The organism is Pseudomonas sp. R19M (assembly GCF_050312585.1).
Lineage (GTDB): Bacteria > Pseudomonadota > Gammaproteobacteria > Pseudomonadales > Pseudomonadaceae > Aquipseudomonas > Aquipseudomonas palleroniana.
Genome location: NZ_JBNPJV010000029.1, coordinates 81560 through 106447, shown reverse-complemented (window position 1 = coordinate 106447; position 24888 = coordinate 81560). Strand labels below are relative to the sequence as shown.

Sequence of the window (24888 nt, the reverse complement as noted above, 5' to 3'; positions counted from 1 at the left end):
GCAGCCGCCCCAATCGGGGCGCTGCGGTGTTTCAGAAGGACCGAGGCGCCTGGGTTTGGGGCGGCTGCGCCCCCCAGCGCGGGGCAAGCCCGCTCACTACAACATTCCGGGGGAGGTCAGATGCTCAGTCGCATCGACAAATCCACCGCCTTTACATCCTTGGTCATCGCGCCGATGGAGATGTAGTCCACTCCGGTTTCAGCGATAGGCAGCAGGGTGCTTTCATTGATCCCACCGCTGGCTTCCAGCTTGGCCTTGCCGGCGTTCAGTCGCACGGCTTCACGCATGTCATCCAGGCTCAATTCGTCGAGCATGATGATGTCGGCATTCGCCGCCAGTGCTTCACGCAGTTCTTCCAGGCTTTCCACTTCGATTTCCACCGGCTTGCCCGGGGCGATCTTGTGGGCGGCCGCAATTGCCTGGGCAATGCCGCCACACGCAGCGATATGGTTTTCCTTGATCAGGAACGCGTCATACAGACCGATACGGTGGTTGTGACAGCCGCCGCAGGTCACTGCGTACTTCTGCGCCAAGCGCAGGCCCGGCAAGGTTTTGCGGGTGTCGAGCAGCTTGACCTGGGTACTCGCGACAAAGTCCGCCAGGTACTGAGCCCGCGTGGCTACGCCTGACAGCATTTGCAGGAAGTTCAGCGCGCAGCGCTCACCACTGAGCAGCGAGCGCGCCGGGCCTTCGAGATGAAACAACGCCTGGTTGGGGCTGACGCGATCTCCGTCGGCCACCTGCCAATGTACGGCGACGCGCGGGTCGAGCTGGCGGAATACCGCGTCTACCCAGGCGGTACCGGCGATAACCGCCGCATCACGGGTAATGATCGTGGCTTTGGCCAGCCGTTCGGCCGGGATCAATTGCGCGGTGATATCGCCGCTGCCGATATCTTCCAGCAGTGCACGGCGCACGTTGGCTTCGATTTCGGCGGTGAGGTCGGCAAGACGGAGATTCGGCATAACAGGCTCCACAAACAAAGTGCAGGGATTATAGGGCCAGCACGCGCCCGAACCCAGGCTCACTACTCATTTGCCACGCAATGGCAGAGTTTGCTGGCGCAACGGCCCTCACTTGCAAGATAATCCAGCGCCTTGCAATTGGCGTCATAGCTTTGACGTAGGGGTGATGCCGGGATATTTGCAGTGCCCGCCCAGGCCTGCCCTCGATATTTTCAACTCCACCGTTTCAGGAGGCCAGGATGCACAATGACGGAAAGGTGGTGCCGATCAACAAGGCACAGGCCACGCCATCGCCGCTCGCGCGCCTGCCTGTGGTGTTGCTGCAGGTGCGTGACAAGGCCGCGCAACAGCTGCAACAAGGGTTGCAGGAGCTGTTCGACAACGCCGACGACACCCTGTTCGAGATGGCCGACAAGGCCCGCAGTAACGCTGACCACCACATATTCTTTGAAGCCATGCGCGACCTGCGGCTCAAACGCAAGAATTTCGAGCGCGTATTCATGGAGCAGCTGTTTGCCGCCTTCGCCCATCTGGGGCAGGTCGGGCGCGGTGACGTGCAGCTGGTGCCGAGGGTGTCATACGAAACCGGCGTCGCTAAGTCCGGCGATGCACTGGAAAAGGCCGTGGCGCTGGAGGCCATGTTGGGGCGGGTACACCACCGTGACGGCCTGGCGCTGGGGCAACTGACGGCCCGCTTGAGTGCTTTGCTGGGCAAGCCACTGGACGAGCGTGAAAACCCCTTGGGGCCGGCCCTGCTGTGCGAGTTCTTTTTGCAGGCGGGGCGCAGCCTGGGCGTGGAGATTCGCGTCAAGCTGATCATGCTCAAGCTCTTTGAAAAATACGTGCTCAGTGACGCCGACCTGTTGTACGGCGGCGCGAATCAACTGTTGGTTGCCACCGGGGTATTGCCCGAGCTCAAGGCGGTACCCTCGCGCCGACCCGGCGGGCGGGCGTCGCGTGACCAGCAGCGCGAGGAGCGCTCGCCATCCATGGAGCCTGCGGGCGATGACAGTGGCCAGGAAGCCTTTGCCGCTTTGCAGAAGCTGCTGGCGGCGGTTCGTGGCAGCGTTGCCCCCACCCTGGAAGCCAGCGCCGAGCCGCAACCGATTGCCTCCCGCGACCTGCTGCGTCTGCTTTCTCACCTGCAACAGTACGTGCCGGAGCCCGAGGCCGAAGACGATTTTGACCTGCGTAACCAGCTTGAACAGCTGTTGACCCGGGTCAGCGTCAAAAGCGGCAAATCCCGTGTGGTGGAAGACGCCGATGAGGATGTGATCAACCTGGTCGCGCTGCTGTTCGAATACATCCTCAGTGACCGCACCGTGCCTGATGCCTTCAAGGCACTGATCGGTCGTTTGCAGATTCCGATGCTGAAAGTGGCGGTGCTGGACAAGAGCTTCTTCAGCCGTACCAGCCATCCGGCGCGACGCTTGCTAAATGAAATAGCCGCTGCCGCCATGAGCTGGAGCCCACGGGATGACTATCAGCGCGACAGCCTGTACCTGCATATCGAGCAGGTGGTGCAGCGCTTGCTGAATGATTTCGTCGACGACATGACGATTTTTTCCGAGTTGCTGACGCAGTTCACTGCGTTTATCTCGGATGAGCGTCGCCGCAGCGAGCTACTTGAACAACACACTTACGTTGCCGAAGAAGGGCGTGTGCGGGCTGACGCCGCTCGTCAACGTGTGGCCGAGGTGCTCAACCGGCGCTTGCTGGGCAAGGTGTTGCCCCAGGCGGTGGTGCAATTTATCCAGCAAGCCTGGAGCCAGGTGCTGTTGCTGGCCAATCTCAAGCACGGCGAGCAGTCGGTGCAATGGCAGGCGGGGCTGCGCACCATGGATGAATTGATCTGGAGCGTGGGGCTGCAGAAGGACACCGAGGCCGGTCGCCACCTGCTGGAGCAGTTGCCCGGGCTGCTCAAGGCATTGCGCGACGGCCTGACCAGTGCCGCGTTCGATCCCTTCAGCACGCGCGAATTCTTCGATCGGTTGCAAGCCATGCATGTGCAGTCTTTCGGTGGCGAGGGGGTCGAGACGTTGGTTGAAGTGCGCGAGCCCTTCGTACTCGGTGCCGGGGCGTCTGATCCGGCCGCGAACTTGCCCAATGATGACCCGGACCTGCTCAAGGTCTATCAGTTGCGGCTGGGAAGCTGGTTCGAGTTCCAGACCAGCGCGGCCAGCACCCTGCGTTGCAAGCTGACGGCGATCATGGCACCGACCAATACCTATATTTTTGTCGGTCGCTCCGGGCTCAAGGTGCTGGAGAAGAGTGCTGCGCAGTTGGCCATGGCTTTCAAGCAGGGTGTACTGCGCACGTTGGACGAGGGCTTGCTGTTTGATCGTGCGTTGGCTTCGGTGATCGGTAACCTGCGTCAACTCAATCGCGGCAAGTGATCGCAACCGCAGGGCGGAACGCGGCATACTGGTAACACTTCGTCTCATTCAAGGAGCCAGTATGCAGTTGGACCCCGCCAGCGGTTGGTGCCAGGGCATCCGTCATTGCCCTTCGCCCAACTTCAACGAGCGCCCGGCTGGTGAAATCTCGCTGTTGGTGGTGCATAACATCAGCTTGCCACCTGCGCAGTTTGCCACGGGCAAGGTGCAGGAATTTTTCCAGAATCGCCTCGATGTTACGGAGCATCCCTATTTTGAAGGGATTGCCGCCCTACGGGTATCTGCGCATTTTCTGATTGAGCGTGACGGCACAGTGACGCAATTTGTCTCGTGCCGTGACCGGGCGTGGCATGCCGGGGTTTCCAGTTTCGAGGGGCGTGAGGTCTGCAACGATTTTTCCCTGGGGATCGAGTTGGAGGGAACGGACGAGCTGCCTTTTACCGATGCCCAGTATGATTCGCTGATCGAACTGACACGCCAGTTGTTGGCGGCTTATCCCGACATAACGCACTCGCGTATTTGCGGTCATAGCGATATCGCCCCGGGTCGCAAGACCGACCCCGGCCCGGCTTTTGATTGGACGCGCTTTCGCAGCGCCCTGCAGGATGGAGGACACGCACGATGAGTTTCCTGGTGTTGGTTCTGGCGGTGTGGATCGAGAAGTTCTCGGCCCTGCGCCAGCGGTTGCAGCGCGATGGTGGCTGGTTGCGTGAGCTGGCCAAGTTGGAGTCGAGCCCCAGGATGGGCAAGCGACCCTGGCTGATTCTGTTGTTGCTGGTATTGCTGCCGGTACTGTTGCTGGCGCTGTTGTTGCTGGTGCTGGAGCCGGTGGCCTACGGCTTGTTGGCTTTGCCGGTGCACTTGCTGGTGGTGATCTATAGCCTGGGGCGTGGCGATCTATTGGCGCAGCTCGGACCTTTCCGCGATGCCTGGCGCCGCGGTGACCTGCAGGCTGCCGAGCACGTGGCCGAGCGTGACCTGAGCATCGGCGCCGACAGCGGCGAGCAGTTACTGGAGCGGGTTCAGGGGCATCTGCTCTGGCAGGCCTATCAGAGCTTTTTTGCGGTGATTTTCTGGTATTTCCTGTTGGGCCCGGTGGCGGCGTTGGCTTATCGCTTGCTGGCGCTGGCCAATGAATACAGCCAGAACCCGTTGGTGGCCGAGCGCGCCGGGCAACTGCGGCACGCGTTCGACTGGGTGCCGGTACGCCTGCTGGCGGCCAGTTTTGCCTTGGTCGGTAATTTCGTAGCGGTCAGCCGGGTGATGCTGCACGAGCTGCTGAATTGGGATATCAGCGCCGCACAACTGCTGGAAAAAGTCGGCCTGGTGGCCGCAGAAATCCCTGCGCCCGTGGTGGGCGTCGACGGTATCAATAGCCTGGATCAGTTGTGGGAACTGCTGCTGCGTGCGGCGGTGTTGTGGTACGCCGGGTTTGCTATCTGGACCGTGTTGCCCTGACACAGTCCCGCAGGGGCGGTGCGTTTCGTGTGTAGGGCTTTCGTGTAGGAATAAGATTTTTGCGGTGTGGTGCTTGTCTTGTTTTCCCTGTCGGCCTTCATTGTGAGGTGAATCGGTGAGAAGTTTGTATCACCTAGTAACCGTCTCGTGGAGGCACAGTCATGACCGCTGTCATCGGCATCAAAGGGCATTGTGCTCACTGTGAAATGACATTCGAGCTCAAGCCTTGGCAGTTGAATGCCATTGCCATCGATGAGCCCTTTGACTGCAGGTACTGTCACGCGTGCCTGCAGCTGTGTTGCCACAAGCAACTGCGTCAATTCCGAGCGTTGGACCATTGGGCGCTGGTGCGTCCCGGCATGGTCATTCTGACCTGCGCGACCTTGCTGATGGCGCTGGTGGCGGAGTGGGTGGGGCTGCTCAGTGTGGTCGGGCAGTTCAATATTTCACTGGCGACGGTGTTGGTGCATTGCCTGAGCGTGCGTTACGCCCGCCACCGGCAAAAGATCACCTTGAATCTACAGGCTGTCAGCCGGCTGCCAATTGAACAGCTGGCACGCGTTGCGTGTGCTCGCCTCGGCCAGGCGTGACGCGTCGATACCCATGCGTTCAGCCAGGGCGATGCAGATGTCCGGCAGGTGTTGCGGGCTGTTGCGCTGGCCCGGGTACATGACCGGCGCCATATCCGGTGAATCGGTTTCCAGCACGACCGCCTCTAGGGGCAGTTGAGCGAGCACCTTGTGCATGCGCAGTGCCTGGGGCCAGGTGGCGGCGCCGCCCAGGCCCAGTTTGAAACCGAGCTTGATGTATTCGCGGGCCTCTTCGGCGCTGCCGGCGAACGCGTGGATGATGCCGCCGCGTGGCAGGCGAATGCGCTTGAGCGTGGCGATGACCGTCGCGTGGCTACGGCGAACGTGCAGCAGGGCCGGGAGCTGGAAGTCCACCGCCAGTTTCAGTTGGGCTTCGAACAGGCTTTGCTGGCGCTCGCGATCCAGTTGCTCAAGGAAGTAATCCAGGCCGATCTCGCCGACGGCGCACAGTTGCCGGTGGCCATGCAGGCGGTTCAGCCAATCGCCCAATTCCTCCAGGTCGGCGGGGCGGTGCTCATCGAGATACACCGGATGCAGGCCGAAGGCGGCGAATAAGCCGTCATCTGTTTGCACCAGATCCCACAGCCGCTGCCAATTCTGCTGATACACCCCCAACACCACCATGCGCTGCACGCCGAGTTGGCGGCTGTGGGTGAGGACTGCCCGGCGATCATCATCGAAATCCGGGAAGTCCAGGTGGGTATGGGTGTCGATCAGCTTCACGTTCAAGCCTCGTGAATGCGCTGCTTGAAGGTCCGGCCGATGGCGTGCACGCCAGGCTGATACTGCTCGTCTTCAATCGCCGCCAGCGCCAGGCGCAGGGCGGTATCGGCGATCAATTGATGTTGTTGGGCCATGGCGTTGACCGGCAACGGCAGGAAGTCCAGCAGTTGGGTGTCACCGAACGTGCCCAGGCGCAATGGCCGGGACTTAAGGGGGAAATCATGCAGTGCGTCGAATACGCCTTGCAGCAGCACGTAGGAAGTGGTCACCAGCGCATCGGGCAAGTGCCCCAAGCGCTGCAGGAGTTGCTCCATCAACTGACGGCCGCAATCGCGGCTGAAGGCCTCGCCGTGTTCGACGATCACCTCGCCGGCAAACCCTTTGAGGGCTTCACGAAAGCCTGCGGCACGTTCCTGGCTGATGCTCAGCTCTGGGTGGGCACCGATCAGCGCAATCTGCTTGGGCAGCGGCAGCAACAGGCTACTGGTCAGTTGCTGGCAGGCCTTGCGGTCGTCGCTGACCACCGAGCAGAACTGCGCAGGCTCCATGACCCGGTCGATGGCGATCACCGGCAGACCCTTGGCTTGTAGCTCACGGTAGCTGTCGTCGCTGGCCGGCAGACAACTGGCGACAAACAATGCATCGCAGCGCCGCGCGCGGAACAGTTGCAGCAACTGGCGCTCGCTGTCGGCTTCATCGTCGGAACTGGCGATCAGCAATTGATAGCCCCGTGCCCGCGCCCCTTGCTCCAGCAGCTTGGCGATACGTGCGTAACTGGGGTTTTCCAGGTCCGGCAGGATGAAGCCCAAGGTGCGCGTATGCCGGCTGCGCAGCCCGGCCGCCTGGGGGTTGGGAGTAAAGCCATGGGCTTCAACCACTGCACGCACCCGCTCGACGGTGGCATTACTGATGCGTTGCTGTTCGGCCTTGCCATTGATGACATAGCTGGCGGTGGTTACGGACACACCGGCCAGGCGTGCGATATCACTGAGTTTCAAACCGGGATTTCCTTGTTTTTTGGAGCTCGCCCCGACATTTTGTCTAATCGTAACCGATTCCAGCGCGTGGCCCATGCCTGAGCTCAAATGCCGAGCGGCCCTTCAAGCTTGCGCAATTACCGCGTAACCTGCCATAAATTCTAGATTAAACGTTTCAGCTGGCGTATTTTTACGACGTTCGTGACTAAGTGGCTACTGCCAATTGACCACTCAGTCAGTTATTTTTGAACACATTGCGCTGATTTATTCAAAACAATACCTAGTGCACGCCTTGCACTAACTAGGAGAACGGCATGCTGGAGCTCACTGTAGAGCAGATATCCATGGGCCAGGTGGCTGTGGATAAATCTGCCGCCTTGCATTTGCTCGCTGACAAATTGGTGGCCGATGGCCTGGTCGCCGAGGGTTACCTCAGTGGCTTGCAAGCCCGTGAAGCCCAAGGCTCGACCTTTCTCGGCCAAGGCATCGCCATTCCCCACGGCACTCCCGAGACTCGCGATCAGGTGTTTTCTACCGGCGTGCGCTTGCTGCAGTTCCCCGAAGGGGTGGACTGGGGTGACGGCCAGATCGTTTACCTGGCCATCGGCATTGCCGCCAAATCCGATGAACACCTGCGCCTGCTGCAATTGCTGACCCGCGCCCTCGGCGAGACCGACCTCGGCCAGGCGCTGCGCCGCGCCGGTTCCGCCGAAGCCTTGCTGAAACTGCTGCAAGGCGCGCCGCAGGAGCTGGCGCTGGATGCACAGATGATCAGCCTGGGCGTGTCCGCCGATGACTTTGAAGAGCTGGTTTGGCGCGGTGCCCGGCTGTTGCGCCAGGCCGACTGTGTCAGCAATGGTTTCGCCGCCGTATTGCAGCAAGTCGACGCGCTGCCCCTGGGTGATGGCCTGTGGTGGTTGCACAGCGAGCAAACGGTCAAGCGTCCGGGCCTGGCGTTCGTCACCCCGGACAAACCCATGCGTTATCTTGGCCAGCCGCTGCACGGCCTGTTCTGCCTGGCAAGCCTGGGCGAAGCACACCAGACGTTGCTGGAGCGCCTGTGCGCGTTGCTGATTGAAGGTCGCGGCCAGGAGCTGGGCCGCGCGACCAGCAGCCGTGCCGTGCTCGAAGCGCTCGGTGGCGAACTGCCTGCCGACTGGCCCAGCGCTAGCATTCCCCTGGCCAACGCCCATGGCCTGCATGCGCGTCCGGCCAAGATCCTCGCGCAATTGGCGAAAAGCTTCGACGGTGATATCCGCGTACGCATCGTCGATGGCCCGGTGGGTGCCGTGTCGGTGAAAAGCCTGAGCAAACTCTTGAGCCTGGGCGCACGCCGTGGCCAGGTGCTGGAGTTTGTCGCCGAACCGACGATTGCCGGTGATGCGTTGCCTGCCTTGCTGGCGGCGGTAGAAGAGGGCCTTGGCGAAGAGGTCGAACCGCTGCCGACTGTAAGCGCCCCTGCGCCAGTGCTCGACAGTGAGCCGGTGATCAATGCGCCGCTGTCCGGCAGCCAGGTCCAGGCGATTGCGGCTGCCCCCGGCATCGCCATCGGCCCGGCCCATATCCAGATCCAGCAAGTGTTCGATTACCCACTGCGCGGCGAATCTTCGGCCATTGAACGCCAGCGCCTGCACCAGGCCCTGGCTGATGTACGCCGCGATATCCAGGGTTTGATCGAGCGTAGCCAGGCCAAGGCTATCCGCGAGATCTTCATTACCCACCAGGAAATGCTCGACGACCCGGAACTGACCGACGAAGTCGACACCCGCCTAAAACAAGGCGAGAGCGCACAGGCTGCGTGGATGAGCGTGATTGAGGCGGCCGCCAGGCAGCAGGAGTCGCTGCAGGACGCCTTGCTCGCGGAGCGCGCCGCCGACTTGCGGGATATCGGTCGCCGGGTGCTCGCGCAGTTGTGTGGCGTGGAAACCGCCCAGGAACCCAGCGAGCCGTACATTCTGGTGATGGACGAAGTGGGGCCGTCGGATGTGGCGCGCCTCGATCCATCGCGTGTCGCCGGCATCCTGACGGCCCGGGGCGGCGCTACGGCCCACAGCGCAATTGTTGCGCGCGCGCTGGGCATTCCCGCGCTGGTGGGGGCCGGTTCGGCAGTCTTGCTGCTGGCGTCCGGAACGCCATTGTTACTGGACGGCCAGCGCGGCCGCCTGCATGTCGACCCCGACGCCAGCACCCTGCAACGTGCCGTGGTCGAGCGCGATACCCGCGAACAGCGCCTGCAAGCCGCAGCGGCCCAGCGCCATCAACCGGCACTGACCCGCGACGGCCATGGCGTGGAAGTCTTCGCCAACATCGGCGAAAGCGCTGGGGTTGCCAGTGCGGTGGAGCAGGGGGCCGAAGGTATCGGGCTGCTGCGCACCGAGCTGATTTTCATGGCCCACCCGCAGGCGCCGGATGAAGCCACCCAGGAAGCGGAGTACCGTCGCGTGCTCGACGGCCTCGCCGGGCGCCCGCTGGTGGTGCGCACCCTGGATGTGGGAGGGGACAAACCGCTGCCCTATTGGCCGATTGCCCAGGAAGAAAACCCCTTCCTCGGCGTGCGCGGCATTCGTCTGACCTTGCAGCGCCCACAGATCATGGAAGCCCAGTTGCGGGCGTTGCTGCGCTCGGCGGACAACCGCCCGCTGCGCATCATGTTTCCCATGGTCGGCAGCGTGGACGAATGGCGTGCCGCCCGGGAAATGACCGAGCGCCTGCGCCTGGAAATCCCGGTGGCGGATTTGCAGTTGGGCATCATGATCGAAGTGCCGTCCGCTGCGTTGCTGGCGCCGGTACTGGCCAAGGAAGTGGACTTCTTCAGTGTCGGCACCAACGACCTGACCCAGTACACCCTGGCCATCGACCGCGGCCACCCGACGCTGTCGGCCCAGGCAGATGGCTTGCATCCCGCCGTATTGCAATTGATCGACATCACCGTGCGTGCCGCCCATGCCCGCGGCAAGTGGGTTGGCGTGTGCGGCGAACTGGCGGCCGACCCGCTGGCGGTGCCGGTGCTGGTCGGCCTGGGTGTGGATGAATTGAGCGTTTCGGCCCGCAGCATTCCAGAAGTGAAGGCGCGGGTGCGGGAATTCAGTCTGAGCGAGGCCCAGGGCCTGGCGCAAAAAGCACTCGCGCTGGGCTCGCCCGCCGACGTGCGTGCCCTTGTGGAGGCCGTGTAAATGGCGAAGATTCTGACCCTGACGCTGAACCCGGCGCTCGACCTCACGGTGCGCCTGGCGTGCCTGGAACCGGGCGCCGTCAACCGCAGCGAGCCTCTGCTCACCCACGCTGCCGGCAAGGGGGTGAACGTGGCTCAGGTGTTGGCCGATTTGGGCCACCAAGTCACCGTCGGCGGCTTTCTCGGTGAAGACAACCCCCAAGCCTTCGAGGCGCTGATTGCGCGGCGCGGTTTTGCCGATGCGTTTATCCGCGTACCGGGCGAAACCCGCAGCAACATCAAGATCGCCGAACAGGGCGGCCGGGTCACTGACATCAATGCCCCGGGGCCAGAGGTCAGCGAGCAGGCGCAGTTGGCGCTGCTCAATCAGCTTGCCTTGATTGCGCCCGGCCATGACGCCGTGGTGGTTGCCGGCAGTTTGCCGCGTGGTGTCAGTGTGCAGTGGTTCCAAGGCTTGCTCGCAACATTGAAGGACCTCGGCTTGAAGGTGGCCCTGGACACCAGCGGCGAAGCCCTGCGTGCGGGTTTGCAAGCCGGTCCCTGGTTGGTCAAGCCCAACACTGAAGAGCTGGCCGAAGCCCTGGATAACGCCGCAGACACCATCAGCCGCCTGCATCGGCAAGGCGTGGAGCATGTGGTGGTTTCCGATGGCGCCGCCGGCGTGAACTGGTACAGCCCGGGCGTGGCGTTGCACGCCACGCCGCCCAAGGTCAGCGTCGCCAGTACCGTCGGCGCCGGCGACTCGCTGCTGGCCGGCATGCTGCACGGTTTGCTCAGCGGCGACGCGCCCGAGCAGACCCTGCGCCGCGCCACCGCGATTGCCGCCATGGCGGTCACGCAGATCGGTTTCGGCATCAGCGATGACGCGCAGTTGGCGCGTCTGGAAAGCGGCGTCGATGTGCGCGCGCTGACAGAACAATAAGAGGGTTTGTGATGAAGTTAGCCATTGTTACCGCCTGCCCGAACGGCATGGTCACCAGTGTGCTGTGTGCTCGCTTGTTGGACGCCGCCGCGCAACGCCAGGGTTGGAGCACCAGCGTCGAAGTGGTGGACGTCGCACGCCCGGAGCGCCAGTTGTCCCAGGCGACGATCGATGCCGCCGAGTGGGTGCTGCTGGTCAGCAGCACGCCGGTCGACATGCAACGGTTTGTCGGCAAACGCGTGTTCCAAAGTACGCCTGCTCAAGCCTTGGCCGATGTCGAGGCGGTGTTGCGCCTAGGCGCCGAAGAAGCCCAGGTGTACGTCGAGACACAACAGGCGGTAAAAAACGCGCCGCGTATCGTCGCGATTACCGCATGCCCCACCGGCGTCGCACACACCTTCATGGCCGCCGAAGCCTTGCAGCAAACCGCCAAGCGCTTGGGTTATGACTTGCAGGTCGAGACTCAAGGTTCGGTCGGTGCCCGCACCCCCCTGAGCCCGGAAGCTATCGCCAATGCCGATGTGGTGTTGCTCGCGGCGGACATCGAAGTCGCCACCGAGCGCTTCGCCGGCAAGAAGATCTACCGTTGTGGGACTGGCATCGCCCTCAAGCAATCCGAAGCGACCCTCAACAACGCCCTGGCCGAAGGCGCGGTGGAAAACGCCGCCAGTGGCGCGGTGGCCAAGCCGGAAAAAACCGGGGTGTACAAACACCTGCTCACGGGTGTGTCGTTCATGTTGCCGATGGTGGTGGCGGGCGGGTTACTGATCGCCTTGTCGTTCGTTTTCGGCATCCATGCCTTCGAAGAAAAAGGCACCTTGGCCTCGGCCCTCAAGATCGTCGGCGACCAAGCCTTCATGCTGATGGTGCCGTTGCTGGCGGGCTACATCGCCTACTCGATTGCCGACCGTCCGGGCCTGGCGCCCGGCATGATCGGCGGCTTGCTCGCGGGCACGCTGGGGGCCGGGTTTATCGGCGGCATTTTTGCCGGTTTCCTGGCCGGTTACTGCGTCAAGTTGATCACCCGCGCGGTGCAGTTGCCGCAGAGCCTGGAGGCGCTCAAGCCGATCCTGATCATCCCGTTGCTGGCCAGTCTGTTCACCGGGCTGGTGATGATTTATCTGGTCGGCCCGCCGGTGGCGCGCATGCTCACGGGCTTGACCGATTTTCTCAGCACCATGGGCACCACCAACGCGGTGCTGCTCGGCATTCTGTTGGGCGGCATGATGTGTGTCGACCTGGGCGGGCCGATCAACAAGGCCGCGTATGCGTTTTCCGTCGGCCTGTTGGCGGCGCAGAGCGGGGCGCCTATGGCTGCGACCATGGCCGCAGGCATGGTGCCGCCGATCGGCATGGGCATCGCGACGTTCCTGGCGCGACGCAAGTTCGCCCAGACCGAACGCGAAGCCGGCAAGGCCGCGATGATTCTAGGGTTGTGCTTTATCTCTGAGGGCGCGATCCCGTTCGCCGCCAAAGACCCGCTGCGGGTGATCCCGGCGAGCGTCGCCGGTGGTGCCTTGACCGGTGCGCTGTCGATGTATTTTGGCTGCAAACTCGCGGCGCCTCACGGCGGCTTGTTTGTGCTGGTGATTCCGAATGCGATGAACCATGCATTGCTGTACCTGCTGGCGATTGTGGCCGGCAGCCTGATGACCGGTCTGGTCTATGCGTTGATCAAGCGTCCGGACGCGGCGCCGGTGGCTGTCGCAACGGTGTCATAAGCGCATGCTTTAGTGGCCCTTTTGATACTCAAGAGGGCACCTGCATGAGCCACTTCGATCTCGGCCGTCGCCGTGTGATGCAAGCCGTCGGCGCCGGCATTCTGTTGCCGGGCCTGGCCCCGGCAGTGATTGCTTCGGTCAAGGACCGCCCGCAACTCACCGATGGGGTGCAGTCCGGTGACTTGCTCGGCGACCGCGCCATGATCTGGAGCCGCAGTGATCGCCCGGCCAGGATGGTGGTGGAGTGGGACACCCGCAGCGTGTTCAGCAACCCCCGTCGTTTTGTTTCCCCTCTGGCCGACCAGCGCAGTGACTTTACCGCTCGCGTCGAGCTGACCGGGCTGCCGGTCGATCAGGCGATTTTCTACCGCGTGCACTTCGAGGATGCCCAGACCGGTGTCGCCAGCGAGCCCTGGTTCGGCCACCTGCGCAGTGTGCCGCAACAGCGTCGCGACATTCGCTTTGTATGGAGCGGCGATACCGTTGGCCAAGGCTTCGGCATCAATCCGGACATCGGCGGCATGCGTATCTACGAAGCCATGCGCCTGCGCCTGCCGGACTTCTTTATCCACAGCGGCGACACCATCTACGCCGACGGCCCGGTGCCGGCGCAACTCACGGTCGAGGACGGGCGTATCTGGCGCAACATCACCACCGAGGCCAAGAGCAAGGTTGCTGAAACCCTCGATGACTACCGCGGCAATTATCGTTACAACCTGATGGACGAAAATGTGCGCCGCTTCAATGCCGAGGTGCCGCAGATCTGGCAATGGGACGATCACGAAGTGGTCAACAACTGGTCGCCGAGCAAGCAATTGGACGAGCGTTATCAGGTCAAGGACATCAACACGCTGGTGGGGCGTGCGCGTCAGGCCTGGCTGGAATATTCGCCGATGCGCCGACAAAGCGCCGACGGCGGCGGGCGCATTTACCGCAAGCTCAGCTACGGTCCGCTGCTGGATGTGTTCGTGCTGGATATGCGCAGTTATCGCGGGCCTAACGACGACAACCTGGGCGGCGAAAAACCCTTTATGGGGCGTGAACAACTGGATTGGCTCAAACGTGAGCTCAAAGCGTCCCAGGCGCAATGGAAAGTCATCGCCGCCGACATGCCCATCGGCCTCGGCGTGCCGGATGGTGAGGTCAGCCCAGGCGTACCGCGCTGGGAAGCCATCGCCAACAATGACCCGGGCGCACCGCAAGGCCGCGAGCTGGAAGTGGCCGAGTTGTTGGGCTTTTTAAGGGCACAGCAGGTCCGCAACCACGTGTGGCTGACGGCTGATGTGCATTACTGCGCGGCGCATCACTATCACCCGGATCGCGCGGCGTTCCAGGATTTCGAGCCGTTCTGGGAGTTTGTCGCCGGGCCATTGAACGCGGGCAGTTTCGGGCCAAACCCACTGGACAAGACGTTCGGCCCTGAGGTGGTTTTCCAGAAGGCTCCAGCTGCGCAGAACAGCTCGCCGTTTGCCGGGTTCCAGTTTTTTGGCGAAGTGCAGATTGATGGGCAGACGGCGGAGCTGACGGTGACTTTGCGCGACCTGGATGGCGTGTCCGTATTCCAGCAAAAACTCCAACCCGCCTGACTTGTTGGTGGGTCTGTAGTGAGCGGGCAAGCCCTAATGCCAGTCAGTTAAGGCTTAACTCGGTCATTGTGGGAGGGGCGGTGCGACGATTCGACTTGCTCCCGATGGACTGCGTAGCAGGCCCATTTTTGAGGCCGCTGCGCGGCCTATCGGGAGCAAGCCCCCTCCCACATTTGGATCTCCATCGGCTTTCGAGGGTCAGTAGACGTCTCGACGATAGCGGCCTTGCTCAATCAAGCGTTCCACCGCTTCACGGCCGAGCACGTCGTGCAGCACCTGGTCCACGCCTGCTGCCATCCCCTGCAAACTGCCGCACACATAAATGGCTGCGCCATCGGCCAGCCATTTGCGCAGTACGTCTGCCGACTCACGCAGTCGGTCCTGTACATAGATTTTCTCTGCCTGATCTCGGGAAAACGCCAGGTCGAGCAGGGCCAGATCGCCGCTGGCCAGCCAGCCATGCAACTCGTCTCGGCAGAGGAAATCGTGCTTGATATTGCGTTCGCCGAACAGCAGCCAGTTGCGCTGCTGGCCATCGGTAATACGCGCTTTGAGCAAGCTGCGCAGGCCCGCGAGGCCTGTGCCGTTGCCCAGCAGAATCAGCGGCACCGGGGTTTGTGGCAAGTGAAAGCCGCTGTTACGCCGCAAGCGCAGGCTGATGCCCGAGCCGATTGCTGCGTGCTCGGTCAACCAGCCCGAGCCGAGCCCCAGGCTGCCGTCGGGATGACGTTCCTGGCGCACGATCAGTTCCAGCACGCCGTCGCTGGCAATCGAGGCGATGGAGTATTCACGCATGCCCAGGGGCACCAGCGCGTTCACCAGCGCCTGGGCGTGCAGGCCGACCAGGTGCGCACGGTGGGTCGGTAATTGGCGGGTGGCCAGAGCCTGTTCGAGGGGTTGCGCCAAGCCATCGATAACCACGCTGTCGTCACCGGCCAGGCCCATGCCCTCAAGGAAGTGTTCAACGGCCCCCAGGCTGTTGCGCGGCAGCACTTCCACCAGGTCGCCCGCCAGCCAGGTTTGCGGCGACGGCGGTGTCAGGCCCAGCAGGTAGATGCTGGCGCCGACGCTGTCGCGATTGAGCAGGGTGCGTTGGCTGAGGGTCCAGTTTTCATACGGTGCGGCCTGCCAGGCCGCTGCAGGCGCGTGGCCGGTGAGTTGGCCCAGTTGCTGTTGCCAGGTCGACAGGGCTGCGGTATCGCCGCTGTCGACTTCCACCGGGGCAAATAAGGCATTGCCGCCCTGATGGGTCAGCCAGAAATGCAGGCGTCGGGCAAAGCCGCAGAAGTGTTCATATTGACGATCGCCCAGGGCCAGTACCGAGTAGTTCAGGCCTTTGAGGGACAGGTCCTGGCCGAGCACGTTGCGCTCAAAACCACGGGCGCTGTCTGGCGCTTCACCATCACCGAAGGTGCTGACTACGAACAGTGCATTTTCCGACTGGCTCAAGTCGCTTTGGCTGACGCTACCCAAAGGTTGCACCTTCACTGGCACCCCGGCGGCCTGCAATTGCCCGGCCGTTTGCCAGGCCAGCTGCTCGGCAAAGCCGCTCTGGCTGGCAAAACCGATCAACCAGGCTGGGGCGTTGCCCGGGTTGGCGCCCAGGCCCTTGCGCGCATCGCGCACCTGGCGTTTTTTGCGGCGCCGGTCGAGGTACAGCAGCCAGCCCGTGATAAAGAACAGCGGCATCGACAACGAAGCGACGGTGAGGATGATCCTGCCGGTCAGGCCAAAGTAGCTGCCGGTGTGCAGCGCATAGATGCTGGTGAGCCACTGGGACTTGAGGGATTGGGCCGCGTACTGGTCGTGGGATTGGACCTCGCCGGTGACCGGGTCCAGATCGATCTGGTTCAACGCCCGGTCATGCGGCGATGAGCTAAGCAGGTAGTAGACGGTGGCCGGCTGCCCGGCGACGGCCGGCATACGAATGTTGTAGGCGCTCAAGTCGGGGCCGGCATTCGCGTAGATGCTGCTCCAGATGGCGTCGTAGTTGGCCTCCGGGGCCGGACCTTGAGGCGCCGGGCCGCGCTTGCGCACGCGCTCGTTATGCGGGGCGTCCGACAGCAGGCTGGTGAGGCCCTGCCTGTACCAGTCGTAGGACCAATACAGGCCGGTCAGCGCCGAAAACAGGTAGAACAACAGGCACCAGGTGCCGAACACCGAGTGCAGGTCCCAGTTGAAACTGCGACCCTTTTTGCGCCAGTCCAAGGTCAGCCAGGCACGCCAGTTCGCCACTTGGCGTGGCCAGCGCAGGTACAGGCCGGAGAGGCAAAAGAACACCAGGATCAGCGTGCAGGCGCCGGTGATGTTGCGCCCGGTTTCGCCCATGGCGAGGAAACGGTGCAGTTGCAGAGTGAAGCCGAGCACATCCTGGCCGACGGCATCGCTCCTGTCATCGCCGGTGTACGGGTCGAAGTAGCGCATCTGGCCACGCCGCTCACCCGGTGGCGCGGTGAAGTACACGCGGGCGGCATTGCCGCTTTCGGTTTCCACCCACAGCATCGACACGCTCTTGCCCTCACGGGCTTCGAGCTTGCGCACCAGCTCGGCGGGAGGCAGCACGCCGGCCTCGCGTTTTTCCACGGTCAGTACCCTGGGGTTGAGCGCCCGCAGGATTTCATCCTGAAACGAAACCGCAGCCCCAGTGATCCCCATCAACGCCAGCACCAGCCCGGCCGTAATGCCGAAGAACCAGTGCAACTGAAACAGGGTTTTCTTCAACACGTCTGACTGCCTCGCTCATCTGGATTTGTTCGTCACGGCGCGCATTATGCCGTGAGTTGTCGAGAAACATTCTTTTTTACATGCAAAAGCCCCACGCATCCGATACGTGGGGCTTTTGGCAGGGCGTTGACCGCTTTTAGAAGTGGAAGCTGGTGGTCAACAGCGCCGTACGACCGGCCGCCTGGTTGGCGAAGTGCGCCGCGTAGGCTTTGTCGTAATAGGTCTTGTCGGTCAGGTTTTGCACGTTCAATTGCAGGTCGATGTTCTTGGTCAGCTTGTAACTGGCCATGGCGTCGTAGCGGGTGTAGGACGGTACGTACACGGTGTTGGCCGCATCGCCGTAAACCTGATCGACGTAGAACGCACCGCCGCCGATGGTCAGTTTTGGGGTGATGTCGTAGGTGGTCCACAGGCTGAAGGTGTTCTTCGGCGTGTTGGGCATTTCATTGCCTTTGTTCGAGCCGGTGCTGACGACACCGTTGCGGCCGTTGAGACCTGCGTCGACCAGCTCGCTTTTCAGGTAGCTGTAGCCCGCGAACACTTGCCATTGGTCGGTGAGCTTGCCGCTGGCGGACAGCTCCAGGCCGTCAACACGGGACTCACCGGCGTTCTGGTAGGTCATCGAATCCACCAGGATTCGCGTGTTTTTCTTCTCGGTGCGAAATACCGCCGCGGTCAGGGACAGGCGGTTGTGGAACAGGTCCCACTTGGTACCCAGCTCGTAGTTGACGGTTTCTTCTGGCTTCAGGTCGCTGGTGGCTGCACCGGCCGACAGTGGGTTGCCATCGGCACCTTCACCCACCAGGCCGCCGGCTGGCGATGCCGAGGTGGCGTAAGAGGTGTAAATGCTGCCGTTCTCCATCGGCTTCCAGACCAGGCCCGCCTGCCAGTTGAAGAACTGGCTGTCGTTCTTGATTTTGCTGCGGCCGTTGGTGGCATTGCTATTGGCCACGGTGTCGAAGGTATCGTAACGCAGGCCCATGTTCAGCAACCATTTCGGGTCGAGTTCGATGGTATCGAATACGTACGCCGCGCGGCTGGTGGCTTTGGTATTGGTGCCCATGTAGTTGCGTGTGGCGCTACCGGTCCAGGCGTCGTCCGGGTTGGGGTTGCCCAGGGAGGTGCAACTCCCGCCGCTGCTGCCGACCAGGCCGGGTTTGCAGCCGCCGCTCGGGTTGGCGTTGGGTGACACGGTGTAGCCGCTGACGCGGGTTTCTTCCCCGGTGAATTCCAGGCCGGTGGAGTAGGAGTGCTTCATGCCCGCCAGTTGGAAATTACCAAACAGGTCGGTCTGGTTGGTGGTGGTTTCGGTGGTGGAAACGCGAGTGTTCGCGCGACGCCACACGGTGCCGAACTGGTTGACGTTGTGCTGGCTGTCGTCGGGCTGGGTGAGGATGTAATCCTGGCCGGTGCTGCCGTGGCGCAGGGTGTTTTTCAGCGTCATGTTGTCGTTCAAGTCGTGCTCGACGGAGAACGTGCTGATGTCGGCGCGGGTTTTGCGGAAGTCGCGGTCTTTCAAGCCGTAGAAGTTGCTGCTGTTGCCGCCGTCGGTGGGTTTGTCGTGTACATGGACGGCTTTGGCGCCGCTGTTGCTGTAGCCATAGGGCATGCCCGAATCCGGCAGATCATCGCTTTCCATGTGGTAGTAGCTGAGGTTGACGCGGGTCGGTGTGCCCAGGCCGAAAGTCAGCGACGGCGCTACACCCCAACGGTCGTAATTGATCGCATCGCGGCCGGCCACATTCTGCTCGTGGCTCATCAGGTTCAGGCGGAACGCGGCGTTGTCGAGGAACTGGCGGTTCACGTCGAGTACGTAGCGGCGGGTCTGGTCGGAGCCGTAGGTGAAGCCACCGTTGGTGAAGTCCCGTGCCTGGGGCGTCTTGCTGACCAGGTTGAGGCTGCCGCCGGCCGAGCCGCGACCGCCGAAGGACGAGTTCGGACCTTTGCTGACTTCAATCGACTCGATGTCGAAGATCTCGCGGCTCTGGCCGCCGGTGTCGCGCACGCCGTCCAGATAGGTGTCGCCCTGGGCGTCAAAACCACGGATGAAGGGACGGTCGCCTTGAGGGTTGCCGCCTTCACCGGCACCGAAGGTAATCCCCGGTACGGTGCGCAGGGCATCTTGCAGCGACGTGGCGGCGGTGTCTTTCAGGACTTGTTGCGGCACTACAGTGACCGATCGCGGGGTGTCCACCAGCGGGGCGGTGTACTTCTGCGAGGAGGCCTTTTCCACCTGGTAGGAGGTGTTGTCCTGTTCCTGGCCGGTGATGCTGGTGGCACCCAGGGAGATGCTGTTGCGCTCGCCTTTGGGTTCAGTGGCTTCAGCCGCTTGCGCCAGGTGGGCGACAGAGCCGGCAGTGAGGGCGACGCCGATGGCCGATGCCAGCATGCGTGGTGAACTGGCCGGTGTTTTTGTAGTGGTGCGCGACATGACGTGTCCTTCCCCAAGGATGTGAGGCCGCGGAATATAGGCTCAACAAGACTTTCTATCAATTGCGATACATTGCTATTCGCATTTAATTTACATTCTTTACACTTTTGCTTTACGGTTTCCACGCACTCATTCGTCTGGGTGTTTTACATGGAGGATAAGAATCAATACCATTAGCGCCTTTCCGTATTCAGGGGCTGCCCCATGCTGCTGCACATACCCGGCCTGTTCTCTCGTGAGGAAGTGCAGCGCATTCGCCAGGCCCTGGAAACCACCGAATGGGCCGACGGCAAGATCACTGCCGGGCACCAGTCCGCCAAAGCCAAGCACAACCTGCAATTGCCCGAAGGCCACCCGCTGGCCAAGGAAATTGGCGCCGCAATGCTGGAGCGGTTGTGGAAAAACCCGCTGTTCATGTCCGCCGCGTTGCCGCACAAGGTCTTCCCGCCGTTGCTTAACTGTTACACCGCCGGCGGCAGTTTCGACTTCCATATCGACAACGCCGTGCGCCAGGCGCGGGGCAGTCACGAGCGGGTGCGCACCGACCTGTCGTCTACCCTGTTTTTCAGCGACCCGGATGAGTACGACGGCGGCGAATTGGAAATCCAGGACACCTTCGGCCTGCAACGGGTCAAGTTGCCGGCCGGTGACATGGTCCTGTACCCCGGCTCCAGCCTGCATAAAGTCAACGCCGTGACCCGCGGTGCGCGTTATGCCTCGTTCTTCTGGACCCAGAGCCTGGTGCGTGAAGACAGTCAGCGCACCTTGCTGTTCGAGATGGACGGTGCCATCCAGCAACTGACCCGCGACGTCCCCGACCACCCGGCCCTGATCCAACTGACCGGCACCTACCACAACCTGTTGCGTCGCTGGGTCGAGGTCTGACATGAGTTTTTTATTGCGCCGCGAGGAGGTGCTCAACGTCGAGCAACTGCAAAGCATGCTCGACGACTCCCCGGTGCGCGCGGCCCAGGCGATCCTGATGGCGGCGAAGGAAGGTGTGACTGACGCGCAGGCGTTGCTGGGGCAGATCCTGCTGGAAGGGCGCGGTATTGCGCGGGATGAAGCGCTGGCATTGCGCTGGTTTCAGATTGCAGCCAAGCGCGGCCATTTAATGGCGCGCAACATGGCCGGGCGTTGCCTGGAGCATGGTTGGGGCTGTGCCATCGACGAGGCGGCGGCTGCGCGGGAATATCGCCTGGCGGCGCAGGCTGGGTTGGATTGGGGCCAGTACAACTATGCCAATCTGCTGGCGACCGGCCGAGGTGTTGCTGAAGACCGACGGCAAGCGTTGAGGCTGTATCGCCTGGCGGCAGAGCAGGGCCATGCCAAATCCATGAATCTGGTGGGCCGTTATCTGGAAGACGGGCAGTGTTGCCCAAGGGATCTGGACGCCGCCGTCGAGTGGTACCGCCGCTCCGCCGAGGGCGGTGATTTTCGCGGGCAATTCAGTTACGCGGCGGTGCTGGCTGATAGAGCGCAAATCGATGAAGCGTTGGGTTGGCTGCGCAAAGCATTGGCGGGCGGCAATCGCAAGTTTTTGCTGACGGCGCACAAGGCGTTGGCGGCGGCCAATGATCCGCAGGTCCGCGCAATGGCGCAAGCCTACCGGCAACGCGCCGCCAGCTTGTCTTGAGGCATAAAAAAACCCATGACCTGTCATGGGTTTTTTGTGTGCGGCGGGCTTACACGTAGTAAGACTTCAACGGTGGGAAGCCGTTGAATTCAACCGCGCTGTAGCTGGTGGTGTACGCACCGGTCGACAGCCAGTACAGGCGATCACCGATCGCCAGGTTCAGCGGCAGGCCATATTTGTAGTTTTCGTACATGATATCGGCGCTGTCGCAGGTAGGACCGGCGATGACCACTTCTTCCATCTCGCCTTTCTTCTCGGTCCAGATCGGGAACTTGATGGCTTCGTCCATGGTTTCGATCAGGCCGGAGAACTTGCCCACGTCGGTGTACACCCAACGCTCGACGGCAGTACGGGATTTACGCGCCACCAGCACCACTTCGCTGACCAGGATACCGGCGTTGGCAATCAACGAGCGCCCTGGCTCCAGGATAATTTCCGGCAGGTCGTCGCCGAAGTCTTCCTTGAGGAAGCGGATGATTTCTTCCGCGTAGGTTTCCAGGCTGTTGGTGCGGGTGATGTAGTTGGCCGGGAAGCCGCCGCCCATGTTGATCAGCTTGAGGTGGATGCCGTCTTCTTCTTTCAGACGCTCGAAGATCACTTTGACCTTGGCAATCGCTGCGTCCCAGACGCTGATGTCGCGCTGCTGCGAACCCACGTGGAACGAGATGCCGTACGGCACCAGGCCCAGGTCGCGGGCGAGGATCAGCAGGTCCATGGCCATGTCGGTCTGGCAGCCGAATTTACGCGACAGAGGCCAGTCGGCCGTGGTCGAGCCTTCGGTGAGGATACGAACATACACTTTCGAACCCGGCGCAGCCTTGGCGATGTTGCGCAGGTCGGCTTCGGAGTCGGTGGAGAACAGGCGCACACCCTTTTCAAAGAAGTAGCGGATGTCCTTGGATTTCTTGATGGTGTTGCCGTAGCTGATACGGTCCGGGCTGACGCCGCGGCCCAGTACCTTGTCCAGCTCGTAGATCGAGGCGATGTCGAAGCTCGACCCTTTGTCTTTCAACAGGTCGATGATTTCGACGGCTGGGTTGGCCTTGACCGCGTAATAGACCTTGGCGAATTCGAAACCGGCGCGCAGGTCATCGTAGGCCTGGCTGATCATCGCGGTGTCGATCACCACGAACGGGGTTTCTTGCTTGTCGGCGAACGCCTTCATTTTGTCAAAAGTGGCGCGCGCGAAATAATCTTCGACCTGGATCGACATGCTGGGAACTCCTAAGGGCAAACTGAAATTAGCAATGGGTGCAAATGAACGTCCTCCGTATCCCCACTTTGGTTCGCCTACTTCCCAAGGCATGTCGCCGAAAGCAAAAAGGCCATGGGATCAACCGCTTCCCTTGGCCTTGCTGTCTCGTCGTCAGTACTTGAGCCGGATGGATCGTTTCCAGCATGGACGTTCGGCGCGAACTTTAGGACGTGAGGGGCTATAGATCAACTAAAAATGTCGCGTTTTTGCACGCGTTCGTCGCGGCACCCCGTGCAGCTACTTATGTAACCGACCGGTGTGACGGATTGATGTTCCCTGGATGGGCCAAGAATGATCGTCCCCACGCTCTGCGTGGGAACGCATCCGATGACGCTCTGCGTCAGGAGCGGCGGGACGCAGAGCGTCACGGGCGGCATTCCCACGCAGAGCGTGGGAACGATCAGTGTGGGAGGGGGCTTGCTCCCGATAGCAGTGTGTCAGTCAGCTTATCGGTAGCTGTCACACCGCCATCGGGAGCAAGCCCCCTCCCACAGTTTTAACCGCGTTGTGTCAGGTCAAGCCAGTGCGGTCTCGGCAGGGGAGACGATGCTGGTTTTGCCGCCGCGCGACTTACCGGAACTCAGGTACTCGGCAATCGACTCCTGGGTCACTTCACCGAGGAACACCCGCTCTGCATCCATGACCGGCAACCATGAGCGGTTGAATTCGTACATGCGCGACAGCAGGATGCGCAAATGCTCGTCATACGCGGCGGTGGCGTTGAACTCGCGCAGGTATTGGCCGCAGGTGCCGGTCTGACGGTGCAGGTCGCGACGTCGTACATACCCCAGCGCCTTGTTCTCGGCGCAAGTGACCACCACGTAACGACGGTCATGCTCATCCATCAGTTCCAGCGCATCGGCCACCGGAGTCTCCGGGCTCACCGATGGAGCGTTGTCCGCTGCGTCCTCGGCCTTCACCAGCAGCAGGCGCTTGAGGGTGCTGTCCTGGCCTACGAAATTGCTGACGAACTCGTCGGCCGGGTGGGCCAGCAGGGTGTCCGGATGGTCGATCTGCAGGAGCTTGCCGGCGCGGAAGATCGCGATCTTGTCACCCAGCTTTATCGCCTCGTCGATGTCGTGACTGACCATGATCACCGTCTTGTTCAACGCCCGTTGCATCTCGAAGAACTCGTTCTGGATCATCTCGCGGTTGATCGGGTCGACCGCGCCGAACGGCTCATCCATCAGCAGCAACGGCGCATCGGCCGCCAAGGCGCGGATCACACCGATCCGCTGTTGCTGGCCGCCGGACAATTCACGCGGGTAGCGGTGCAGGTACTGCTTGGGTTCCAGCTTGATCATGCTCATCAGCTCGCGGGCGCGGTCGTGGCATTTCTGCTTGTCCCAGCCGAGCAGCCTGGGCACCACCACGATGTTTTCCTCGATGGTCATGTTGGGGAACAAACCGATCTGCTGGATCACATAGCCGATGTTGCGACGCAGGGTCACTTCGTCGAGGTCGGTGGTGTCTTCGCCGTTGATCAGAATCCTGCCCGAAGTCGGTTTGATCAGGCGGTTGATCATCTTCAGCGTGGTGCTCTTGCCGCAACCCGACGGGCCGAGGAATACGCAGATTTCGCCTTCATTGACGGTCAGGCTGACATCGTTGACGGCAGTGATGGTCTTGCCGTTGCTTTGGAAGGACTTGGACAGGTTTTGGAGTTCGATCATTTGAGCAATCCTTTTGGAGTCAGCGAGCGTTGCAGCCATTGCAGAAGCAGGTCGGCGAAAATGGCCAGGAGGCTGACCAGTACGGCGCCGACAATCAGCATCGACATATCGCTGCGGCTGATGGAAGCCAGAATCAGTACACCCAGGCCGCCGGCGCCGATGGTGGCGGCGATGGTCATCACACCGATGTTCATCACCACGGCGGTGCGTACACCGGCGAGGATCACCGGTACGGCGATGGGCAATTCGACCATACGCAGGCGCTGGCCGAAGGTCATGCCGATGCCGCGTGCGGCCTCACGAATGCCCGGCTCGACGCCGGTGAGGGCCAGGTAGGTGTTACGCATGATCGGCAGCAGGGAGTAGAGGAACACCGCCGTGATTGCCGGCATCGGCCCCAGGCCCTGGCCGAACTTGGAGTAGAACGGCAGCAGTAGGCCGAACAGGGCGATGGACGGCACGGTCAGTAAGACCGTGGCGCTGGCCTGCAACGGGCCGGCGAGGGACGGGAAGCGCGTCATCAGGATGCCCAACGGCACGCCAATGAGGATCGCGAGGATCACGGCAATGCCGACAAGGGTGATGTGCTGCCAGGTCAGGTGCAGGACTTGGGCCCAATCAAGATGGGAAAAGGCGTTCAGGAATTCCATGTCTTCTCC

18 protein-coding genes are annotated in these 24888 nt (G+C 61.9%); 10 read left to right on the top strand and 8 right to left on the bottom strand.

What is annotated here, in order from left to right; all coding sequences use genetic code 11:
* Window positions 1-116: 116 nt before the first annotated feature.
* Window positions 117-965: a carboxylating nicotinate-nucleotide diphosphorylase gene (gene nadC, locus ACQRBT_RS05165; protein ID WP_412046998.1), complete on the bottom strand. Its 849-nt coding sequence runs from the start codon at window positions 963-965 to the stop codon at window positions 117-119.
* 239 nt (window positions 966-1204) lie between these two features.
* Between nadC and ACQRBT_RS05160 the strand changes: the two genes are divergently transcribed.
* The 4 genes from ACQRBT_RS05160 to ACQRBT_RS05145 all read left to right on the top strand — a co-directional run bounded on the left by ACQRBT_RS05160 (window position 1205) and on the right by ACQRBT_RS05145 (window position 5409).
* On the top strand, window positions 1205-3361 hold the full coding sequence (locus ACQRBT_RS05160) for a DUF1631 domain-containing protein (protein WP_412046999.1): 2157 nt from the start codon (window positions 1205-1207) through the stop codon (window positions 3359-3361).
* 61 nt (window positions 3362-3422) lie between these two features.
* Window positions 3423-3986, top strand: a complete 564-nt coding sequence (ampD, locus tag ACQRBT_RS05155; protein ID WP_205345142.1) for a 1,6-anhydro-N-acetylmuramyl-L-alanine amidase AmpD — start codon at window positions 3423-3425, stop codon at window positions 3984-3986.
* Window positions 3983-4819: a regulatory signaling modulator protein AmpE gene (gene ampE, locus ACQRBT_RS05150; RefSeq protein WP_060754876.1), complete on the top strand. Its 837-nt coding sequence runs from the start codon at window positions 3983-3985 to the stop codon at window positions 4817-4819. Before ampD ends, ampE begins: the two co-directional genes overlap by 4 nt.
* Before the next feature lie 161 nt (window positions 4820-4980).
* Window positions 4981-5409, top strand: a complete 429-nt coding sequence (locus tag ACQRBT_RS05145; protein WP_104995492.1) for a hypothetical protein — start codon at window positions 4981-4983, stop codon at window positions 5407-5409.
* Here the strand turns inward: ACQRBT_RS05145 and ACQRBT_RS05140 are convergent.
* Both ACQRBT_RS05140 and cra read right to left on the bottom strand, forming a co-directional pair.
* Entirely contained in the window at window positions 5338-6132 is a 795-nt protein-coding gene (locus ACQRBT_RS05140; RefSeq protein ID WP_412047000.1) for a TatD family hydrolase, read from the bottom strand. The two genes, ACQRBT_RS05145 and ACQRBT_RS05140, sit on opposite strands and share 72 nt — an antisense overlap.
* 2 nt (window positions 6133-6134) lie before the next feature.
* Entirely contained in the window at window positions 6135-7130 is a 996-nt protein-coding gene (cra, locus tag ACQRBT_RS05135) for a catabolite repressor/activator (RefSeq protein ID WP_060754879.1), read from the bottom strand.
* A 293-nt stretch (window positions 7131-7423) separates the two neighbouring features.
* Here cra and ptsP point away from each other — a divergent pair, with 293 nt between their 5' ends.
* Genes ptsP through ACQRBT_RS05115 form a run of 4 tightly spaced genes read left to right on the top strand, consistent with a single transcriptional unit; the run spans window position 7424 to window position 14510 of the window.
* The gene (gene ptsP, locus ACQRBT_RS05130) at window positions 7424-10282 is read left to right on the top strand and encodes a phosphoenolpyruvate--protein phosphotransferase (RefSeq protein ID WP_412047001.1); all 2859 of its coding nucleotides are present in this window, start codon (window positions 7424-7426) and stop codon (window positions 10280-10282) included.
* On the top strand, window positions 10283-11203 hold the full coding sequence (gene pfkB, locus ACQRBT_RS05125; protein WP_412047002.1) for a 1-phosphofructokinase: 921 nt from the start codon (window positions 10283-10285) through the stop codon (window positions 11201-11203). It begins immediately after the preceding gene.
* 11 nt (window positions 11204-11214) lie between these two features.
* Window positions 11215-12924 carry a PTS fructose-like transporter subunit IIB gene (locus ACQRBT_RS05120; protein ID WP_104995496.1) on the top strand — a complete coding sequence of 570 codons (1710 nt, stop codon included), beginning with the start codon at window positions 11215-11217 and terminating at the stop codon, window positions 12922-12924.
* Between the two features lie 44 nt (window positions 12925-12968).
* Entirely contained in the window at window positions 12969-14510 is a 1542-nt protein-coding gene (locus ACQRBT_RS05115; protein ID WP_060754883.1) for an alkaline phosphatase D family protein, read from the top strand.
* Between the two features lie 198 nt (window positions 14511-14708).
* Here the strand turns inward: ACQRBT_RS05115 and ACQRBT_RS05110 are convergent, their stop codons facing one another.
* Together ACQRBT_RS05110 and ACQRBT_RS05105 are read right to left on the bottom strand one after the other, a co-directional pair.
* On the bottom strand, window positions 14709-17234 hold the full coding sequence (locus ACQRBT_RS05110; protein ID WP_412047003.1) for a PepSY domain-containing protein: 2526 nt from the start codon (window positions 17232-17234) through the stop codon (window positions 14709-14711).
* 136 nt (window positions 17235-17370) lie between these two features.
* On the bottom strand, window positions 17371-19665 hold the full coding sequence (locus ACQRBT_RS05105; RefSeq protein WP_244697498.1) for a TonB-dependent receptor: 2295 nt from the start codon (window positions 19663-19665) through the stop codon (window positions 17371-17373).
* Between the two features lie 204 nt (window positions 19666-19869).
* Between ACQRBT_RS05105 and ACQRBT_RS05100 the strand changes: the two genes are divergently transcribed.
* Together ACQRBT_RS05100 and ACQRBT_RS05095 are read left to right on the top strand one after the other, a co-directional pair.
* Window positions 19870-20550: a Fe2+-dependent dioxygenase gene (locus ACQRBT_RS05100; RefSeq protein WP_025856255.1), complete on the top strand. Its 681-nt coding sequence runs from the start codon at window positions 19870-19872 to the stop codon at window positions 20548-20550.
* 1 nt (window position 20551) lies between these two features.
* Entirely contained in the window at window positions 20552-21301 is a 750-nt protein-coding gene (locus ACQRBT_RS05095) for a tetratricopeptide repeat protein (protein WP_412047004.1), read from the top strand.
* 49 nt (window positions 21302-21350) lie between these two features.
* Here the strand turns inward: ACQRBT_RS05095 and ACQRBT_RS05090 are convergent, their stop codons facing one another.
* The 3 genes from ACQRBT_RS05090 to ACQRBT_RS05080 all read right to left on the bottom strand — a co-directional run bounded on the left by ACQRBT_RS05090 (window position 21351) and on the right by ACQRBT_RS05080 (window position 24879).
* A complete protein-coding gene (locus tag ACQRBT_RS05090; RefSeq protein ID WP_060754887.1) occupies window positions 21351-22514 on the bottom strand; it encodes a type III PLP-dependent enzyme in 1164 nt (387 codons plus the stop codon).
* 557 nt (window positions 22515-23071) lie between these two features.
* On the bottom strand, window positions 23072-24229 hold the full coding sequence (locus ACQRBT_RS05085; RefSeq protein ID WP_104995501.1) for a betaine/proline/choline family ABC transporter ATP-binding protein: 1158 nt from the start codon (window positions 24227-24229) through the stop codon (window positions 23072-23074).
* Window positions 24226-24879: an ABC transporter permease gene (locus ACQRBT_RS05080; protein WP_060754889.1), complete on the bottom strand. Its 654-nt coding sequence runs from the start codon at window positions 24877-24879 to the stop codon at window positions 24226-24228. Before ACQRBT_RS05080 ends, ACQRBT_RS05085 begins: the two co-directional genes overlap by 4 nt.
* Window positions 24880-24888 lie beyond the last annotated feature (9 nt).

What these genes read in the sequence shown, in the direction of transcription:
- nadC (WP_412046998.1), bottom strand. Translation starts at nt 965, where the DNA reads ATGCCGAATCTCCGTCTTGCCGACCTCACCGCCGAAATCGAAGCCAAC.
- ACQRBT_RS05160 (WP_412046999.1), top strand. Translation starts at nt 1,205, where the DNA reads ATGCACAATGACGGAAAGGTGGTGCCGATCAACAAGGCACAGGCCACG.
- ampD (WP_205345142.1), top strand. Translation starts at nt 3,423, where the DNA reads ATGCAGTTGGACCCCGCCAGCGGTTGGTGCCAGGGCATCCGTCATTGC.
- ampE (WP_060754876.1), top strand. Translation starts at nt 3,983, where the DNA reads ATGAGTTTCCTGGTGTTGGTTCTGGCGGTGTGGATCGAGAAGTTCTCG.
- ACQRBT_RS05145 (WP_104995492.1), top strand. Translation starts at nt 4,981, where the DNA reads ATGACCGCTGTCATCGGCATCAAAGGGCATTGTGCTCACTGTGAAATG.
- ptsP (WP_412047001.1), top strand. Translation starts at nt 7,424, where the DNA reads ATGCTGGAGCTCACTGTAGAGCAGATATCCATGGGCCAGGTGGCTGTG.
- pfkB (WP_412047002.1), top strand. Translation starts at nt 10,283, where the DNA reads ATGGCGAAGATTCTGACCCTGACGCTGAACCCGGCGCTCGACCTCACG.
- ACQRBT_RS05120 (WP_104995496.1), top strand. Translation starts at nt 11,215, where the DNA reads ATGAAGTTAGCCATTGTTACCGCCTGCCCGAACGGCATGGTCACCAGT.
- ACQRBT_RS05115 (WP_060754883.1), top strand. Translation starts at nt 12,969, where the DNA reads ATGAGCCACTTCGATCTCGGCCGTCGCCGTGTGATGCAAGCCGTCGGC.
- ACQRBT_RS05105 (WP_244697498.1), bottom strand. Translation starts at nt 19,665, where the DNA reads ATGTCGCGCACCACTACAAAAACACCGGCCAGTTCACCACGCATGCTG.
- ACQRBT_RS05100 (WP_025856255.1), top strand. Translation starts at nt 19,870, where the DNA reads ATGCTGCTGCACATACCCGGCCTGTTCTCTCGTGAGGAAGTGCAGCGC.
- ACQRBT_RS05095 (WP_412047004.1), top strand. Translation starts at nt 20,552, where the DNA reads ATGAGTTTTTTATTGCGCCGCGAGGAGGTGCTCAACGTCGAGCAACTG.
- ACQRBT_RS05090 (WP_060754887.1), bottom strand. Translation starts at nt 22,514, where the DNA reads ATGTCGATCCAGGTCGAAGATTATTTCGCGCGCGCCACTTTTGACAAA.
- ACQRBT_RS05085 (WP_104995501.1), bottom strand. Translation starts at nt 24,229, where the DNA reads ATGATCGAACTCCAAAACCTGTCCAAGTCCTTCCAAAGCAACGGCAAG.
- ACQRBT_RS05080 (WP_060754889.1), bottom strand. Translation starts at nt 24,879, where the DNA reads ATGGAATTCCTGAACGCCTTTTCCCATCTTGATTGGGCCCAAGTCCTG.